Annotated in this window: 12 protein-coding genes; 5 read left to right on the top strand and 7 right to left on the bottom strand. The window is 53.0% G+C overall.

Annotated features, from left to right (window positions below; genetic code table 11):
* Positions 1-4: 4 nt before the first annotated feature.
* A complete protein-coding gene (locus tag AC5FXQ_RS05500; protein WP_493601489.1) occupies positions 5-994 on the top strand; it encodes a PorP/SprF family type IX secretion system membrane protein in 990 nt (329 codons plus the stop codon).
* A gap of 11 nt (positions 995-1,005) precedes the next feature.
* Here AC5FXQ_RS05500 and AC5FXQ_RS05495 read toward each other — a convergent pair whose 3' ends face one another.
* The 3 genes from AC5FXQ_RS05495 to AC5FXQ_RS05485 all read right to left on the bottom strand — a co-directional run bounded on the left by AC5FXQ_RS05495 (position 1,006) and on the right by AC5FXQ_RS05485 (position 3,890).
* Positions 1,006-2,262, bottom strand: coding sequence for a GAF domain-containing sensor histidine kinase (locus AC5FXQ_RS05495; RefSeq protein WP_493601488.1), 1,257 nt, complete (start codon positions 2,260-2,262; stop codon positions 1,006-1,008).
* Positions 2,263-2,265: 3 nt separating this feature from the next.
* Positions 2,266-3,354 carry a COX15/CtaA family protein gene (locus AC5FXQ_RS05490; RefSeq protein ID WP_493601487.1) on the bottom strand — a complete coding sequence of 363 codons (1,089 nt, stop codon included), beginning with the start codon at positions 3,352-3,354 and terminating at the stop codon, positions 2,266-2,268.
* 77 nt (positions 3,355-3,431) lie between these two features.
* Entirely contained in the window at positions 3,432-3,890 is a 459-nt protein-coding gene (locus AC5FXQ_RS05485) for a hypothetical protein (RefSeq protein WP_493601486.1), read from the bottom strand.
* A 226-nt stretch (positions 3,891-4,116) separates the two neighbouring features.
* Between AC5FXQ_RS05485 and AC5FXQ_RS05480 the strand changes: the two genes are divergently transcribed.
* From AC5FXQ_RS05480 to AC5FXQ_RS05465, 4 genes are all read left to right on the top strand, one after another.
* Positions 4,117-4,536: an HYC_CC_PP family protein gene (locus AC5FXQ_RS05480; protein ID WP_493601485.1), complete on the top strand. Its 420-nt coding sequence runs from the start codon at positions 4,117-4,119 to the stop codon at positions 4,534-4,536.
* A gap of 100 nt (positions 4,537-4,636) precedes the next feature.
* Positions 4,637-8,398, top strand: coding sequence for an efflux RND transporter permease subunit (locus AC5FXQ_RS05475; protein WP_493601484.1), 3,762 nt, complete (start codon positions 4,637-4,639; stop codon positions 8,396-8,398).
* Positions 8,395-9,840 carry a TolC family protein gene (locus tag AC5FXQ_RS05470; protein WP_493601483.1) on the top strand — a complete coding sequence of 482 codons (1,446 nt, stop codon included), beginning with the start codon at positions 8,395-8,397 and terminating at the stop codon, positions 9,838-9,840. The genes AC5FXQ_RS05475 and AC5FXQ_RS05470 overlap by 4 nt, the downstream gene beginning before the upstream one ends.
* A 93-nt stretch (positions 9,841-9,933) precedes the next feature.
* The gene (locus tag AC5FXQ_RS05465) at positions 9,934-11,709 is read left to right on the top strand and encodes an efflux RND transporter periplasmic adaptor subunit (RefSeq protein ID WP_493601482.1); all 1,776 of its coding nucleotides are present in this window, start codon (positions 9,934-9,936) and stop codon (positions 11,707-11,709) included.
* 75 nt (positions 11,710-11,784) lie between these two features.
* On the opposite strand, the gene AC5FXQ_RS05460 is transcribed toward AC5FXQ_RS05465, so the two are convergent.
* From AC5FXQ_RS05460 to AC5FXQ_RS05445, 4 genes are all read right to left on the bottom strand, one after another.
* The gene (locus AC5FXQ_RS05460; protein ID WP_493601481.1) at positions 11,785-12,303 is read right to left on the bottom strand and encodes a GreA/GreB family elongation factor; all 519 of its coding nucleotides are present in this window, start codon (positions 12,301-12,303) and stop codon (positions 11,785-11,787) included.
* 157 nt (positions 12,304-12,460) lie between these two features.
* On the bottom strand, positions 12,461-13,378 hold the full coding sequence (locus AC5FXQ_RS05455) for a lytic transglycosylase domain-containing protein (protein ID WP_493601480.1): 918 nt from the start codon (positions 13,376-13,378) through the stop codon (positions 12,461-12,463).
* 281 nt (positions 13,379-13,659) lie between these two features.
* Positions 13,660-14,802, bottom strand: a complete 1,143-nt coding sequence (locus AC5FXQ_RS05450) for an alpha/beta hydrolase-fold protein (protein WP_493601479.1) — start codon at positions 14,800-14,802, stop codon at positions 13,660-13,662.
* Positions 14,803-14,845: 43 nt separating this feature from the next.
* The gene (locus AC5FXQ_RS05445; RefSeq protein ID WP_493601478.1) at positions 14,846-15,796 is read right to left on the bottom strand and encodes a GNAT family N-acetyltransferase; all 951 of its coding nucleotides are present in this window, start codon (positions 15,794-15,796) and stop codon (positions 14,846-14,848) included.
* Position 15,797: the final 1 nt, after the last annotated feature.

The raw sequence follows: 15,797 nt of genomic DNA, 5'->3' as shown, positions 1-15,797 counted from the left end.
TTACATGAACAGATTAGTAGTAACAGCTATATTTTTACTCACAATCACAGGCCTGCAGGCGCAGAACCGGAAGTACATCAGCAATTTTTCAGCCTACCAGCATTTTTACAACCCTGCGCTTACAGGTAGCGAAGGCTCCATGCTCCGCACCTATTACCGCAACCAGTGGACAGGCTTTGAGGATGCCCCCAAGACGCTTTTCTTCTCAGGCGAGCTGGACATGGCGGATATGAGCAAAACCACGGATCGTACCAGTCACTACCAATACCGCGACTCACGCAGCAATTACATGGGTGCCCGGCATGCCTTTGGCCTCATCGCACTGCAGGAGCGCTTTGGACCTACAAGAGAGACGCAGCTGGGGCTGAACTATGGTACCGGTGTGCGGCTTTCGCAATCGCTAAGTCTGCGCTTTGGCACGTCGCTCACCTTCAATAATTTCCGGCTCGACGGCAACAGCCTGGTGGTGGACAACACAGGTGACCCGCGCTACCAGCATGTGCTGGGCGACCAGAACAGTATGAGCAAGTTTGACCTGAACCTGGGCTTTGCGCTGGCCTCCGCCAACTACTACCTGGGCTATGCCATGCAGGATATTACCGCAGGCCACTTCATGAATAGTGGCGATAATTTTATGAAGGATGTCTATACCCGCAAACACATCGCCCAAGCTGGCTTCCGCACTGCCATAGCAGATCGCTTCGGGCTGATTGTAAATGGCCTGTACCAGTACGATGAGCAGCTGAAAGGCACGGTTGAGGGACAGGTGAAAGCAGTGTATAACGACATGCTCTGGGCAGGAGCAGGCTACCGTAACGACCAGGCGTTCCATGTGGGGGCCGGTCTGCACTACCGCCAGTTCCGCATCACGTACGCCTATGAGAGCCCAATACAGGAAGCCCGTTCGATCAGCCGCGCCACCAACGAGATCGGCCTGGCTTATACCTTTCGACAGACAAACTCCAATCAGCAGGGCGGGCTTACTTTTTGGTAGAGGGTAAATGGCTACTGCTGCCGGGGCAGGGGAATCGGAATTTTAACATCGAAGGCGGTGCCTTCCCCGGGTGAGGAAACCACTGTCATGCTTCCATGCAGGCCATCGAGCAGGTGCTTCACCAGTTGCAATCCCAATCCATAGCCCTGCTCACCTTTGGTGCCGGTCGTGGATGAGGATTTGCCCTGCATCACACCGCTTACCTGTTCTTCCGTCAGGCCTATACCTGTGTCACTTACCTGGATGTGAAGCAGGGATGTGTTTTCAAGGTCTTCTATCTTTAGCTGCACCGTCACGCTTCCCAGCGGTGGCGTAAACTTAAATGCATTGGAAATCAGATTCCCGATGATCTGCATCAGCCTTTTCTTCGGGAAAGGCCTGTCAGCCTGCATCGCATCGATTTCTACGTCAAAAGTGATTCCCTTGTCAGTAGCCTGTGGCTGATAGAGCTCCAGCAGACGCTCTCGCAGCGCGTTCAGGTTCAGCTCACTTTCACCCAGACCGGAAGTCTCTTGGGCAGGTGCCTCGGCGTTCGTTGTCAGGATCTCATCAGACAACTTAAGAATGGACTGGCCACTCTTGTAGATCAGGCTCATGAAATTCAGAACTTCCGGCAGCTTGTTTTTTTCTCCCTTTTTCAGGATAAGATCTGCCAGTCCCACAATACCGCCCACAGGCCCTCTGATGTCGTGCGCCACCCTGCGGTTTACCTGTCCGGCTTCTTCCAGCTTCTGGTGCATCGACTGTATGACCTGGTGCACCACCAGGCGGTGCACGATCTCGCCTGCAATGATCTTTAGCAGTTCTATTTTCTCAGGGGAGAGCTCCTTTATATTCCGGTCCAGTACGCAGAGTGTGCCAATATTGTAACCCCGTTTTGTCCGGAGAGGCAATCCGAAATAGTACTTAAGGTCAGGGGCGCTTTTGAGACTGCGCAGATTCATGAACCGCTCGTCCTGCATCAGGTCTTTGACCTCTAAAGGATCGGGCTGTGTGATGGCATACTGGCAGACAGAATCTTTTCGGGGCATATTGCCAGTCGGAAAACCATAACCTGCCACCGTCCACTGGGTATAGGCGTCGAGCAGGTTGACAAGCGATATCTCCGTGCCGGCCACATGGGCGGCCAGCCGCACCAGGTCCTTGAAGCTATCGTTGAGATCGCCATAGTCAAGGTCGAGTTCTGAAAGGTCGATAAGACGCTGAAACTCCTCGTGCAGTACAGTTTCCTGATCCGGCATAGGCTCAAGTATTAGTAGGTTGTCCATCTCTTACTGTTTACGCAGTACGCCATCAATTTCTGCCACTTTTCTACTTTCCGGCATAAACGACTCTGCTTCTGATTTGTGCTGCAACTGATGTGCCACAAACAGTGCCACCATGAACAGGATCGCCGCCACTACCTGGTGCAGCACACCCAGACTGATAGGAACCGCCAGCACCAGGGTAGCTATACCTAAACCCACCTGCAGAAGTGTGACAAGAAGCAGGATGCTCATGGCTGTCCTGAGGGCACCTGGTAAAGCATGTTTTCTGATATTCAGCGAAAATATCACGACTCCGATGAATACCACAAATGCAAACCAGCGGTGCATGAACTGCACGGCTACACCATTATCAAAATACTCAGCAATGGTAAGCGCGTTTAGGTAGCTCGGAAAGAACTCGCCCTGCATCAGGGGCCAGGTATTGTAGGAAAAACCAGATTTAAGTCCTGCGACAAAGGCGCCCAGCACAATCTGGATCAGTATAGCGAATACCAACAGCCATGATAGGGGACTGTAGGGCCGAAGTGCAGTAGACTTTTGTTTGACTGGCTTTACCAGGTCAGCAATGGTCCAGAGAATGACACCGATCAGCAGCAGGGCCAGTATCAGGTGCGCGGCCAGTCGGTAATGGCTTACGTGTGGCATTTCGCTCAGTCCGCTCATGACCATCACCCAGCCCATCACGCCCTGGGCCATACCGAGCAGCAGGATGAAAACGAGGCGCTTCACCAGCCAGGGCGCCAGCATTTTGCGGTACAGGAAATACAGGAAGGGTACAATGAAGACGATGCTGATAAAGCGACCCAGTAGGCGGTGCAGGTACTCCCACATAAAGATCTGCTTGAAGCCCGAGAGCGTCATGCCGAAGTTCAGTTTCTGGTACTCCGGAAACTGCTTATACTTCTCAAACATGACGAGCCACTCACTTTCAGAGAGCGGAGGCAGCGTACCTGAGATCAGGTTCCACTCAGTAATGGAAAGGCCGGAGCCGGTGAGGCGGGTGATGCCACCGATGACCACCATGGCCATCACGAGCACAATGCCGCTGATGAGCCAGAGTACGACAGGTATAGAAACAGGTTTTTGATGCATAACATGGAAAAGAACAAATATCCACGTTTTTGACCTGCCAGAAGATGATAAATATCACTTTTTATCAAATATACCGCTCAGGTGTCCCGTACAGTATCCAGTATTTTTGAGGGGGAGCTTTTAGGAGAGATGTTGTCAAAATCACCCCGAAGAGCTTTCAGGGCATAGCGCTCTTCGTCAATTTCCCGGCGGCTTCGAATGCCCAGTGCCCGCATGATAGGCAGGGGAGGGCACCAGCCCTGTATACCATGCTGCAGCAGGAAAGTGGTGACAATACCCGGCAGGATGAACCAGCGCTTGTTTACAAAAGCTCCTAGCAGCGTGCCGGACAGCGCCAGCGTGGAAGCGTTGACCTCCAGAGTACGTTCGATGCTCCATTCCTGGTCGAGCTCGCGTATGCGCTCTGAGATCTCCTCGTGACTGCGGCCTTTGTAGCGTGCTATACTTTGACGTATATGATGATCAACCCGTTCGTTGGTTTCATCAAAAGAGCTTTCCCGCACACGCCCCTGGTCTCCCTGTTCTGTATTATTCATTATCTTCTTCCTGTTTGTGTATCTTACTATAATGCTATACGCGGTTGTGTGAATATTTAGTTGTGCCAGAACTGAATCATGTCTGCTGGAAGTTACGTTTAGGCGAAAATCTTCGGCTTTCTGTCGTTTTTTGTAAGTTTTAATACAAAATCTATAAGCAGCACTGGCTTTTGCTGCCTACCTTTGCAAAAGAAACTGTATCTTCGTTTGAAGAAACGCACTGACATTGAAGCTGATTCGCACCATATTGACCCTGACACTGGCTTTGCTGGTTGTTTTCTCCTCGCTGGGGATGACGATCACGCAGCATTTGTGCGCGGGTGAGGTGATGGCAACAGCTTTCTTCTCACACAGTGCCGCCTGCGAAATGGAGAAACAGCGCGAGAGTCTGCCGGATTGCCACAAGCCGGCCATGGACGATGATTGCTGCCAGGACCAGACGATTGTGTTGGAAGTAGAGGACGAGCAAACGCTTAGTCCTACTTTTAAGCTATCCGTTCCGGATATGACCTTCATCGCTGCTTTCACAGCGGCATGGTCTGCTCTTTTTGAACTTTACGAACCGGCCTATACCCATGTGCCGGATTATTCCCCGCCTTTGCTCGCGCAGGACATCCCTGTGCTCGTGCAATCCTTCCTACTATAAACCTGCTTTTTCGATGATGCCCGGCCATTTTGGTCAGGTATAGCTATTGGCTTTCCCTTTTGGAAAGCGCCATTCCTTTTTGCATTCAATCGAACAAAGCATGTTAAACAGCATCATTAAATTCTTTCTGGAACAGAAGCTGGTGACCACCCTGCTGCTGCTCCTTATCGTGGCCTGGGGCATTATGGTGGCACCGTTCAACTGGAACGTGAACTTCCTGCCCCGCGACCCGGTTCCGGTGGACGCCATACCTGATATTGGCGAAAACCAGCAAATCATATTCACCGAGTGGATGGGCCGCTCTCCGCAGGATGTGGAGGACCAGATCACCTATCCGCTCACGACTTCCCTGCTAGGTATGCCTGGCGTGAAGACGATCCGCTCCACGTCCATGTTCGGTTTCTCGAGTATCTATGTCATTTTTGAGGATGACGTGGAGTACTACTGGAGCCGCTCCCGCATCCTCGAAAAACTCAATTCCCTTCCCGCCGACCTGTTGCCGGCTGAGACGACACCAAAGCTCGGCCCTGACGCAACGGCGCTGGGTCAGGTATACTGGTATACCCTGGAAGGCCGCGACGAAGAAGGCAATCCCGCCGGTGGCTGGGACCTACACGAACTCCGCAGCATCCAGGATTTTTACGTGAAGTACGCCCTGGCCGGAGCGCAGGGTGTGGCTGAAGTTGCCTCTGTGGGCGGGTATATCAAAGAGTACCAGGTAGACCTCGACCCGGTGGCGATGAAGGCCAACAACGTCTCCATGATGGAGGTGATGAACGCACTCCGAAACAGCAACCAGGAAGTGGGCGCCAGCACCGTTGAGATTAACCAGGTAGAGTACCTGGTGCGCGGACTGGGCTACGTAAAGGAAATCAGCGACATCGAAGACGCGACGGTGCGGGTGGCCAACAACGTGCCGATCCGCATCCGCGACATCGGGCGGGTGAACATTGGACCGGCTGACCGCTCCATGCTGGGCGTGCTCGACAAGAGCGGTGCTGAAGCCGTGGGCGGTGTGGTCATTGCAAGGTATGGCGATAATCCGCTGGCGGTGATCAACAATGTAAAGGCCAAACTGGACGATATTGCCGCTGGTCTGCCGTCCAAAAAACTGGCTGATGGGCGCACCTCTAAAGTGACGGTGGTGCCTTTCTATGACCGCACGCAGCTCATCAACGAAACCCTTGGCACGCTCAACACCGCCATCATTCTGCAAATTCTAATCACCATTATCGTAATCATCGTGATGGTCTACAACCTGCGGGCTTCGCTGCTGATCTCGGCGCTGCTGCCGCTGGCGGTACTGATGACCTTTATTTTGATGAAATACTTTGGGGTGGACGCCAACATCGTGGCACTTTCAGGTATAGCCATTGCCATCGGTACCATGGTCGATCTGGGAATTATCCTTAATGAGAATATCCTGCGGCACATGGACGAAGCCCCGCCGGGACAATCGCTGATAAAAACGGTATACAATGCCACTGCAGAGGTATCTACGGCAATTCTGACAGCTGTTTCTACGACCATTATTTCCTTCCTGCCGGTGTTCACGCTGGAGGCCGCCGAGGGCAAGTTGTTTGGTCCGTTGGCCTATACCAAGACCTTTGCGCTGGTGGCGTCGCTGATCTTTACGATCCTGATCATGCCGGCTTTTGCACATACTATTTTCGGGCTGAAGTCGCGCAACGTGGCGTGGAGCAAGATCCTGAACTGGGGATTGGTGGTATTGGGTTTGATCGCTTTCTTCATCGTGCCCCTGGCAGGTATAACACTATTATTGATCGCGGCCAATAACCTGCTCAATTACTACCAACCGGAGCGCTTCGGGCGCCATCACACTCTGATTATGGTAGGTATAGCGGTGCTGGCGGTTGCGTGGCTGCTGGCTACTGAGTGGGTGCCGCTGGGGGTGTCGGTAAGTTACTTTGTCAACTTCATCTTTATCCTGCTGATCATCGGATTGGTGCTAGGACTGTTTTCCTTTTTCATACGAGTATACCCGCGGGTGCTGGGCTGGTGTCTGGCCAACAAAGGGACATTTCTATTGATCCCGGCTTTTGTCATGCTGCTGGGACTCAACATCTGGATCGGCTTTAATGGCGTGTTCGGCTGGGTGGCGACGGGCTTCGATAAAGTGGGTATGAATGTACGCACTTCTGCTCCCTGGAGCGGACTGGTGCATACCTTCCCGGGCATGGGCAAGGAGTTTATGCCATCACTCGACGAAGGAGCTTTCCTGCTGATGCCGACTTCCATGCCCCACACCGGTGTTGAGGCGAACAAGCGCTACGTGCAGCAACTCGACATGCTCATCACGGCTATACCTGAAGTGGAGATGGTCGTAGGCAAAGCGGGTCGTGCCGAAACAGCTTTGGACCCGGCCCCGATGTCGATGTACGAGAACGTGATCCAGTACAAATCAGAATACATCACGGATGAAAACGGCCGTAAAGTCCGCTACAAGGTAGATGACGACGGCAATTTTGCACGCGATGCGAAAGGCAATCTGATTGAAGATAAGCGGGGCGAGTACTTCCGCCAGTGGCGCGACCATATTCGTACGCCGGACGATATCTGGAACGAGATTGTGGAAGTAGCTGAATTGCCGGGCGTGACATCCGCTCCGAAACTGCAACCGATCGAAACGCGACTCGTGATGCTCCAGACCGGTATGCGCGCCCCGATGGGGGTGAAGGTATACGGACCTGATCTGCAAACCATTGAAGACTTCAGCATGCAAATGGAGCGCTTGTTAAAAGAGGTGCCATCTGTAAAACCGGAAGCTGTTTACGCGGACCGTTCACTGGGCAAGCCTTACATGGAAATCGATCTGGACCGCCGTGCCATGGGCCGCTATGGACTGAATGTGGCCGACGTGCAGGAGTACATTGAAGTGGCGATGGGCGGTATGGCCCTGACCACAACCGTGGAGGGGCGCGAGCGTTACTCCATCCGGGCACGCTACGCCCGCGAGTACCGCAGTGATCCGGAGTCGGTTAATCGCATCATGATCACTACCTCGAACGGAGCGCAGATTCCGTTGACCGCGATTGCCAAAGTTGAATTCCGTCCAGGGCCAATGATGATCCGTGGCGAAGATTCCTTCCTGACGGGCTACGTGCTGCTAGACAAACGGGAAGGCTTTGCCGAAGTAACGGTGGTGGAGGATGCCCAACGCTACCTGCAGGAAAAGATCGCTTCCGGTGAACTGGTGGTGCCCGCAGGTGTGAGCTACAAGTTCTCCGGTAACTACGAAAATCAGATACGAGCTGAAGAAAGGTTAGCCTTTATCGTGCCGCTCAGTTTGCTGATCATCTTCCTGATCCTGTATTTCCAGTTCAGGTCGGTGAGTACGTCGCTCTTTATTTTCACTTCGATTGCGATGGCTTTTGCTGGCGGCTTTATGATGCTGTGGCTTTATAGCCAGGGCTGGTTCATGAACTTCTCCTTTGGCGATACCAACATACGGGAGCTGTTCCAGATGCGCACTTTCAACCTGAGTGTGGCCGTATGGGTAGGCTTTATCGCGCTCTTCGGCATCGCAACGGACGACGGTGTGGTGATGGGCACCTACCTAAAACAAAGCTTCGAACGCAACACGCCGCAAACGAGAGCCGAAGTACGTGATGCGGTGATGGAGGCAGGTATACGCCGCGTGCGCCCTTGCCTGATGACCACTGCTACCACCTTGCTGGCACTTTTGCCGGTGCTCACGTCTTCCGGGCGCGGCTCCGATATCATGATCCCGATGGCGATCCCTTCTTTTGGGGGTATGTTCGTAGCCCTGATCACTTTGCTGATCGTGCCGGTACTGTATAGCTGGCGCGAAGAACTCAAAATCAAAAAAGAAACTCTATGAAAAAGATACTGGCCTTAATCATTCTGTTGCTGGGGGCGATGCCCTTGGTACAGGCACAATCGCTGGAAGAGTATCTGGTGGAGGCAGGGGAGAACAGCCCGACGCTGAAAGCACGATATGCCGAGTACCAGGCGGCGCTGCAGCGTGCCCCACAGGTGGGGGCGCTGCCGGATCCGGAGGCTTCCTTTAACTTTTTCCTGCGGCCGATGGAGCGCTTCATGGGCAATCAGGTAGGCGATATCTCGGTGATGCAGATGTTCCCCTGGTTCGGCTCCCAAAAGGCGGCCCGCGACGAGGCGAATTCCATGGCGCAGATGAAGTTTGCTTCTTTTATCGAAGCGAAGATCAACCTGTACCACGAGGTGCGCACGGTTTGGTACCAGCTATACCTGAACGATCAGGAATCGGTGCTGATGGAGAAGGAACTGGAGATCATGAAGACGCTGGAGCGGCTGGCGCTGGCCAAGTATAAGTCAGCCCCGGCAGGCGGCACTTCTGGTGCCGCCACGCCAGCTCGTGGTACAACAGGCGGCTCGACGGGTACTTCTGGCGCTGCCGGTAGCGGAGGCTCAGGTATGGCAGGTATGGGCGGCTCCGGTGGGGCGGCTTCTGGTTCTGCCAGCGGTGGCAGTATGGCTTCAGGCGGTGGTAATAGCATGTCGAGCATGGGCAGCTCCGGCGGCTCTTCTATGGTCGATGTCATGCTAATACGACTGCAAGTGAAAGAACTCGAAAACCAGATCCTGATTCACCACGAGGCACGCCGACCGTTGCAGGTACAGTTTAACCAGTTGCTGCGCCGCCGGCCCAGTATGACGGTCATTTCTGCCGATACACTTTTGCCTGCTGCGCTGCCGGCCACTTTGTCGCTAATAGAAGACTCTATAAGGACGAATCACCCGATGCTGAAGATGTACGAGTGGGACGAAAAGGCCCGGGAGTCACAGTTACGGATGGCGCAGTTGATGGGCAGACCGATGTTTGGGGTGGGGCTAAACTACATGATCTTTAAACCGCGCATGGACGATATGACCCAGATGAACATGGGCGGTGAGAACATGGTAATGCCGATGGTGACCCTGACGCTGCCGATCTACCGTAAAAAATACAATGCAGCCAAGAAGGAAGCGGAGTTCTCCCAACAAGCGGCCATGTATCAAAAGGAAGCAACGGAGCGGGAGCTGTTCACAGAGCTGGAGAATCTGCTCTATCAATACCAGAGTTCGGTGAGCCGGATCAACCTGCTCAAAGATCAGGTAACGCTCACGGAACAGACCATCCGACTGCTCACCACAAACTACTCCGTGACAGGCGCAGGTATAGAAGATATCATCCGCCAGCGCCAGTCTTTGCTCAGCTACCGGCAACAGCAACTGCAGGCAGTCACGGATCAAAACATCGCCGTGTCAGCTATTAATCGGATGATGCAGGGAGATAATTAAGGATTCAAGACACAGGACTTAAGGTATAAGACTTAGTTCCTTCACGCTTGTAACAACTCAGAACTCGAGACTAAGAATTCAGAACTCAAAAAGATGACAACTAGAAATAAAAGAATCGGAACCTACCTACTCGTGGCCTTAGGTGGATTGCTGCTGGGCTGGCTGCTGTTTGGCGGCCGTGGTTCAGAACAGGCGCATGACCATGCCGGTGAAGTAGCGGGTACTACCGAGTATACTTGCTCCATGCACCCACAGATCAGGCAGGACGGGCCGGGGAAATGTCCGCTTTGCGGCATGGACCTGATTCCGGTGAGCAATGGCGGTGGAGGCAGTAGCAAAACCAGCCGTTATGTGCTGGAAATGACGCCTGAAGCCATCGCACTTTCCAACATTCAGACAACCAGGCTGGAGATGGTGGACCCGGAAAACGAACTGGTTCTTTCAGGCCGCGTGACTTTGAATGAGCAGCAAGTGTCTTCCATTACGGCCAAGTTTCCGGGAAGAATCGAGCGACTATACGTGAACTTCACCGGGCAGGAAGTGCGCCGGGGCGAGCGACTTGCTTCGCTTTATTCTCCTGAGTTGATCACTGCCCAGCGCGAATTGCAGGAAGCCGCCCGTGCCAAAGACCTGATGCCGGAACTGTACGAAGCTGCCCGGTCCAAACTCAAGCTCTGGAAGCTTACTGATGCGCAGATCAAACGCATTGAGAATACATCTGAACTGATTACCAATTTCGACATTTACTCTGACGCCGCCGGTGTGGTGACAAAGCGTTTGGTTAGTGCCGGGGATTACGTTACAACAGGCTCTGCACTTTTTGAAGTGGCCAATCTGTCGTCTGTTTGGGTGGTGCTGGACGCATACGAAGCTGACCTGTCATGGATTAGACAAGGTGGTAACATTACCTTCACGGTGCCAGGAATACCGGGCAAAGAATTTACGGCCAAGGTAGCCTTTATCACCCCTGTACTGGATGCCACGACTCGTGCGATTGAAGTGCGGGCGGAGGTACAGAACCCCGGCAACCAGCTGAAGCCGGGCATGTTCGCGGATGCCCGCATCAAGACATCGACAGGTGCTAAAGAACAGTCGCTGTCGGTGCCGAGTAGCGCAGTGCTATGGACTGGCAAGCGGTCCGTGGTGTACGTGAAAGTACAGGGGCAGGAGATGCCGGCTTTCGAGATGCGCGAGGTGACACTGGGGCCACGCATGGGGGACAGGTATGTAGTGGAATCCGGTTTGCAGCCAGGTGAGGAAGTAGTGACGAATGGTGTGTTTGCCGTCGACGGCGCGGCGCAATTGCGAGGCAATTACAGCATGATGTCGCCACCGCCAGCGGGCGGACCCAAGGCGCCAGAAGCTTTCCAGCAACAGCTCACCCAGCTCGTTGACCAGTACTATACCCTTAAAAATGCCTTGGTAGCATCCGATGTGCCGGCAGCACGTCAGGCGGCAGGTACCTTCGTCGTGACATTGGGACAGGTAAATATGGGTGAGCTCGATGGCAAACTGCACGATCAGTGGATGGCCCTGTTGCCGACACTGAAGTCAAATGCCGAGGCGATCCAAAAGAGCCGTGATCTAGAAAAACAGCGGGCTGCTTTTTCACCGCTTTCCGACCATGTGATCGAAGCCGTGAAAGTTTTCGGCATGCAGCACGAAGTAGCCTACATCCAATCCTGCCCGATGGCTTTGGGTGACCAGGGGGCTTTCTGGCTCAGTGAAATCAAGGATATTCGCAACCCTTACTTCGGAGAGGCCATGCTGGCTTGTGGTGAGACGGAGGAGACGTATAGGAGAGGTCAGAACGCCGGAGCCCCAACTGCAGAAACGCCTGCGAGAGCACCTCAGGGGCATCAACATTAATCAAATCAATTAACGAGCAAGGCAGGTATAGCGATCTATACCTGCCTTGCTCGTTTTATGTAACTGTCATAAATCTCAGCTATACCTGATCTCCATCACTTCCACTTCTTCTTCCACACGACCTAATTTCAAGTGCAGCTTCTGACCGACCCTGGCACCCGTTACGGCCTGCGCAATAGGAGCTACAAACCCGATCAGGCCTTGCATGACGTCTGCTTCGTCCACACCCACAATGGTGAATTGCCGGATGGTGCCAGGCTTACCGCCGCTGATGGTGCGCAGCTTGACGGTGGCTCCAAAGCGCACTTCATCGGCGGTTTGCTCTAGCGGGTCAATGACTCTGGCGCTGGCTATTCTGCCGTTCAGGGCGCTAAGTTTGCCGTTGAGGATGGTGAGCTGACGTGTGCGGTCGGCTTCGTTTTCGCGGTTGGCTTCAACGATAGTGCGCTCCGCTTCCAGTTCTTCCAGCTCAGTTCGTAGTTTTTCCAAGCCTTGCGGACGGACATAATTGGGCACGCCTGCAGGCAGGGCAGCCCGGGGAGGAATGATGGGCGCTTCGCCTGCGTCGTCTTCTTTTACAAATGCTCTGCTCATGCCACGTTATACAGAAAGGGAGTGCCGGATGTTTCCGACACTCCCTTTCTAGTCTATCAGGTATAAAGTCTGATGCTATACCTGTCAGAAGTTTATTTAAATATTGATAGGTGTAGAAGTACTTATCTTTTGTCAAAAATTCTAGCGTCCAGTAAAATTACATCGGCATTTGCAACACATACTCTTTTCCTTCTGGCACTGTTAATTTATACCCTCTGATCCAAGGGTTGTAGAGGCGCAGTGTCTTGTAATTGATGCCTTGCTCCAGCGCAAAAGCTGGCAGGTCGGTGATGGTTTTGCTGACTGTAAGTGGCTTTGTTGGTAGCGGCTTATAGCCATGTTCCTCCGCCAGGTCGAAGCCGTATTTCTGCGGACTGCCCAGAATCTCTTTCAGCGCCAGAATGCGGAACATGTAGCGCGAGGTTTCGTCGTTCAGGTAAAGGTCGTAGTAATTGTTTACGCCCTGCTGTTTCATAGCACGTTCTATACCGGCCATACCGCGGTTGTAAGAGGCGGCGGCATCGGTCCATGTACCAAACTTTGCCTTGGCTGTTTTAAGGTAACGGCAGGCCGCCAAGGTTGATTTCTGAATATGGTAGCGCTCGTCTATTTCACCGTTCACCACCATGCCGTAGCCACGGGCGGTGTCGGGCATCAGCTGCCAGAAGCCAGAGGCTCCAGCCGGAGAAGTCACGTGGCTCAGCAAACTTTCGGCGAGGGCCAGGTATACGAAGTCTTCCGGAATATCATTTTCCTTCAGCATTTGCCTGATTTCAGGCACGTAGCGCTGCATGCGCTTCAGGGCAAGCAAGGTGCTGGTGTGCAGGTAGGAGTTCGCCAGCAATTCACGGTCGAGGCGTTCAGCTACATCCGGTACGTGCAAGGGCACCGGCTCGCCTGCAAACGTAATGGCGTCAGGCAAGGCAGGGGAAGTGAAGATCTGTCTGTTTGCCTCAAAGGTGTCGTTGCGCTCGTTTGGCGTTGCGCTCAGTTTGAGGCTGTTCTCACCGCTCAACTGTAGAATCAGTAACGGTGCTACCAATATCCAACCATACTTTAAAAATTGCTGTCCCATAGCGTGCTCCTTTCTTGTACCTGTACTTATAACCTGAAATTTGAAGATGAATTGTGTTTCAAGGTAAGGAAAAATGCAACAGGATACTAGGCCAGACCTGCGATTTTTGAGATAGGAACAGGCATTTTTCTGGAATGATGAGGTGTGAAATTGCCCTTTAGATCCAGTCAGGTGAGAAAGTGTGTAAGAGAACTACGTGCAGGGAAGGTGAAAATTATAAGTTGTAATATATAGGTTTTACAATATTTAACTGTTGACAGTTCCTGCTTTTTCCCACTGGCTTACTTACCCAGTAAAAACGTCAAGGCTGCCGGCATACGCTTGGCCCAGGCTGCTTCATTGTGCTGGGCTTTTTTATCCAGCACCCAAACGTAATCCTTGCCTTCCCGAAAGCCTTTTTGTTGCAAAGCGGCCAGCATCTCGTCTATACCCGGCTGCAGACGGGCCTCCAGGTCGATGCCGCCGTTGTCAATATAGAGTTTTAGTTTCTTCTTTTTGCCGTTATAGGCTTGCACGTCTTTCACGTAGTCGATGTGCATGATCTTGAAAGCGGGGGACATGCAGATGGCCTTACTGAACACCTGTGGATATTCCCAGGCCAGCATAAAGGCCATGATACCCCCGGCTGATGAACCGCCGGTCAGGGTATGCTTTGCGCTCGGTTTGGTACGGTAAGTCTGGTCAATAAGCGGCTTCACCTTGTTTACTATAAAATCCATGTAGGCCTTACCTTTAGACCCCGGCACATACTCTTCCATACGATCGGACGTGTTGTTAATTCCCACGATAATGACAGGCTCCATTTGCTTGTTGCGGATCAGGCTGTCTGCCGTTTCATCGATGCGCCAATCCACGCCGAAGGTACTGGTTGCCGGGTCGAATACGTTTTGCCCATCGTGCATGTAGATCACAGGATAGTGCTTGTTGCTTTTTTCGTAGCCCGGCGGCAACCACACGATCAGGTCGCGGGACTGCAGGCTGTCTGCTGTTAAATTGCGGTGATAGGTTACCGTGCCGGTGATACCTCCTGTAATTGGTTTGCTGGCCTTCTTTAGCCAATGGCTGAGTTGATGCTGCACGGTGGTGTCGCCTTTTGGTTCCAGACTGAAGTTCGGCAGCGGATTGCCTTGCTCGTCGGTAGCCTCGGTATCCCAGGAGCCCAGCGTGAATTTGTAAGCGACAGAAGGCTCTTTCAGGTATACCGTCTTTTCCCATACCTGATCTCCGGTATGACGCATGGTGATGCGGTTGGGTTGCCAGTTTCCGAGTTCGGGCGTGCTGCCGCTCAGGTATACCTGCTGCGAATCCGATAGGGTAGGAGCGTATACCCGGAAGGTGATGCGGGTGCTGTCCGGTTGTTGCTGCCCTATGGCAGTCTGGTAAAAGCTCAGCAATAAAAGCAAAGGTAACAGGAAGCGTTTCATAGGGCTTGCAACATGTGTTCTGCCGACAAAGATACAGGAAATGTCACAGGCAGCGGACATCAAGCGTAAGCGGCTCGTCTGGCTTCAGCTCCATGCTACTCACCACATAGTGACTAAATGCGTTGAGGGCGCTTTTTTGCAAGGCATGGTATACGGCGTCATTGGGTTGACAACAAATCTGAAAATAATTGATGCCTTGCTTGTAGAGTTGCAGCGACACCTCTGGCAGGGTATGAATGTTGTCCTGGCTAAGATTGTAAATGGTGGTCGTCTTCAATAGAGATCCTACCAGCGGTACAAATTTATTCGTTCGGATAAACCGGTTCCCCAGCCACAGTCCGCCGCTCAGCACCGGGCTCACAGACCTCACCTTGAGTTGGTATACCTGATGCGTGTGCCACAGGCCAATACCGCTTTCCGTTACCTCGTGGTAGTCGCGCAACTTTTCGTCTTCAGACAGAAGCGATGCACCAAAAATGGGCTCACCAATGGCCGTATTTTCAACCCGAATGGTACGGGCTGTCGGGAAGGTCAGGTATAGAAACTCGTACAGGTAGGTATTGCGGTAAGATTTGGAGAGTAGATGCAACATGGTCAGGTTACCCGCACGCAGCGTGGTGCATTGAATCTTGAGGTCCTTAGGTTCAAAGAAACGTTTTCGCACGCAGGTGGCCAGGTCTCGCCCTATCCCCTTGTTTCGGACAGACGGATCGACCAGCACATCAAATCCGAAGCCTGTCTGCTGCAGCTCACCATTGATGCGCATGGGAGCCTGTGCGCCTATGACACCCGCCAGCACATTGTCGGCCGGCCCTAATGCTACAAAGGCGGTGTAGTCGTCGAATAACTGCGCCCGGGACAGGTAATGATCGCGCACGATCTCCAGCTTGACCATAAAGCCCTGCGGTGACATACGCTCAATAGCCAAGAGCGCCTGTTCGTGTTCCGGGCGATAAGGCACTATCCGGAAATCTTTTTTTTTCCTGGCAATCATA

The organism is Pontibacter sp. LHS1 (assembly GCF_058932855.1).
Note: the sequence above shows the minus strand (reverse complement) of the source record. Positions and strands in the feature narration are given on the sequence as shown.

What these genes read in the sequence shown, in the direction of transcription:
- AC5FXQ_RS05460 (WP_493601481.1), bottom strand. Translation starts at nt 12,303, where the DNA reads ATGAGCAGAGCATTTGTAAAAGAAGACGACGCAGGCGAAGCGCCCATC.
- AC5FXQ_RS05455 (WP_493601480.1), bottom strand. Translation starts at nt 13,378, where the DNA reads ATGGGACAGCAATTTTTAAAGTATGGTTGGATATTGGTAGCACCGTTA.
- AC5FXQ_RS05445 (WP_493601478.1), bottom strand. Translation starts at nt 15,796, where the DNA reads ATGATTGCCAGGAAAAAAAAAGATTTCCGGATAGTGCCTTATCGCCCG.
- AC5FXQ_RS05500 (WP_493601489.1), top strand. Translation starts at nt 5, where the DNA reads ATGAACAGATTAGTAGTAACAGCTATATTTTTACTCACAATCACAGGC.
- AC5FXQ_RS05470 (WP_493601483.1), top strand. Translation starts at nt 8,395, where the DNA reads ATGAAAAAGATACTGGCCTTAATCATTCTGTTGCTGGGGGCGATGCCC.
- AC5FXQ_RS05485 (WP_493601486.1), bottom strand. Translation starts at nt 3,890, where the DNA reads ATGAATAATACAGAACAGGGAGACCAGGGGCGTGTGCGGGAAAGCTCT.
- AC5FXQ_RS05495 (WP_493601488.1), bottom strand. Translation starts at nt 2,262, where the DNA reads ATGGACAACCTACTAATACTTGAGCCTATGCCGGATCAGGAAACTGTA.
- AC5FXQ_RS05465 (WP_493601482.1), top strand. Translation starts at nt 9,934, where the DNA reads ATGACAACTAGAAATAAAAGAATCGGAACCTACCTACTCGTGGCCTTA.
- AC5FXQ_RS05490 (WP_493601487.1), bottom strand. Translation starts at nt 3,354, where the DNA reads ATGCATCAAAAACCTGTTTCTATACCTGTCGTACTCTGGCTCATCAGC.
- AC5FXQ_RS05475 (WP_493601484.1), top strand. Translation starts at nt 4,637, where the DNA reads ATGTTAAACAGCATCATTAAATTCTTTCTGGAACAGAAGCTGGTGACC.
- AC5FXQ_RS05450 (WP_493601479.1), bottom strand. Translation starts at nt 14,802, where the DNA reads ATGAAACGCTTCCTGTTACCTTTGCTTTTATTGCTGAGCTTTTACCAG.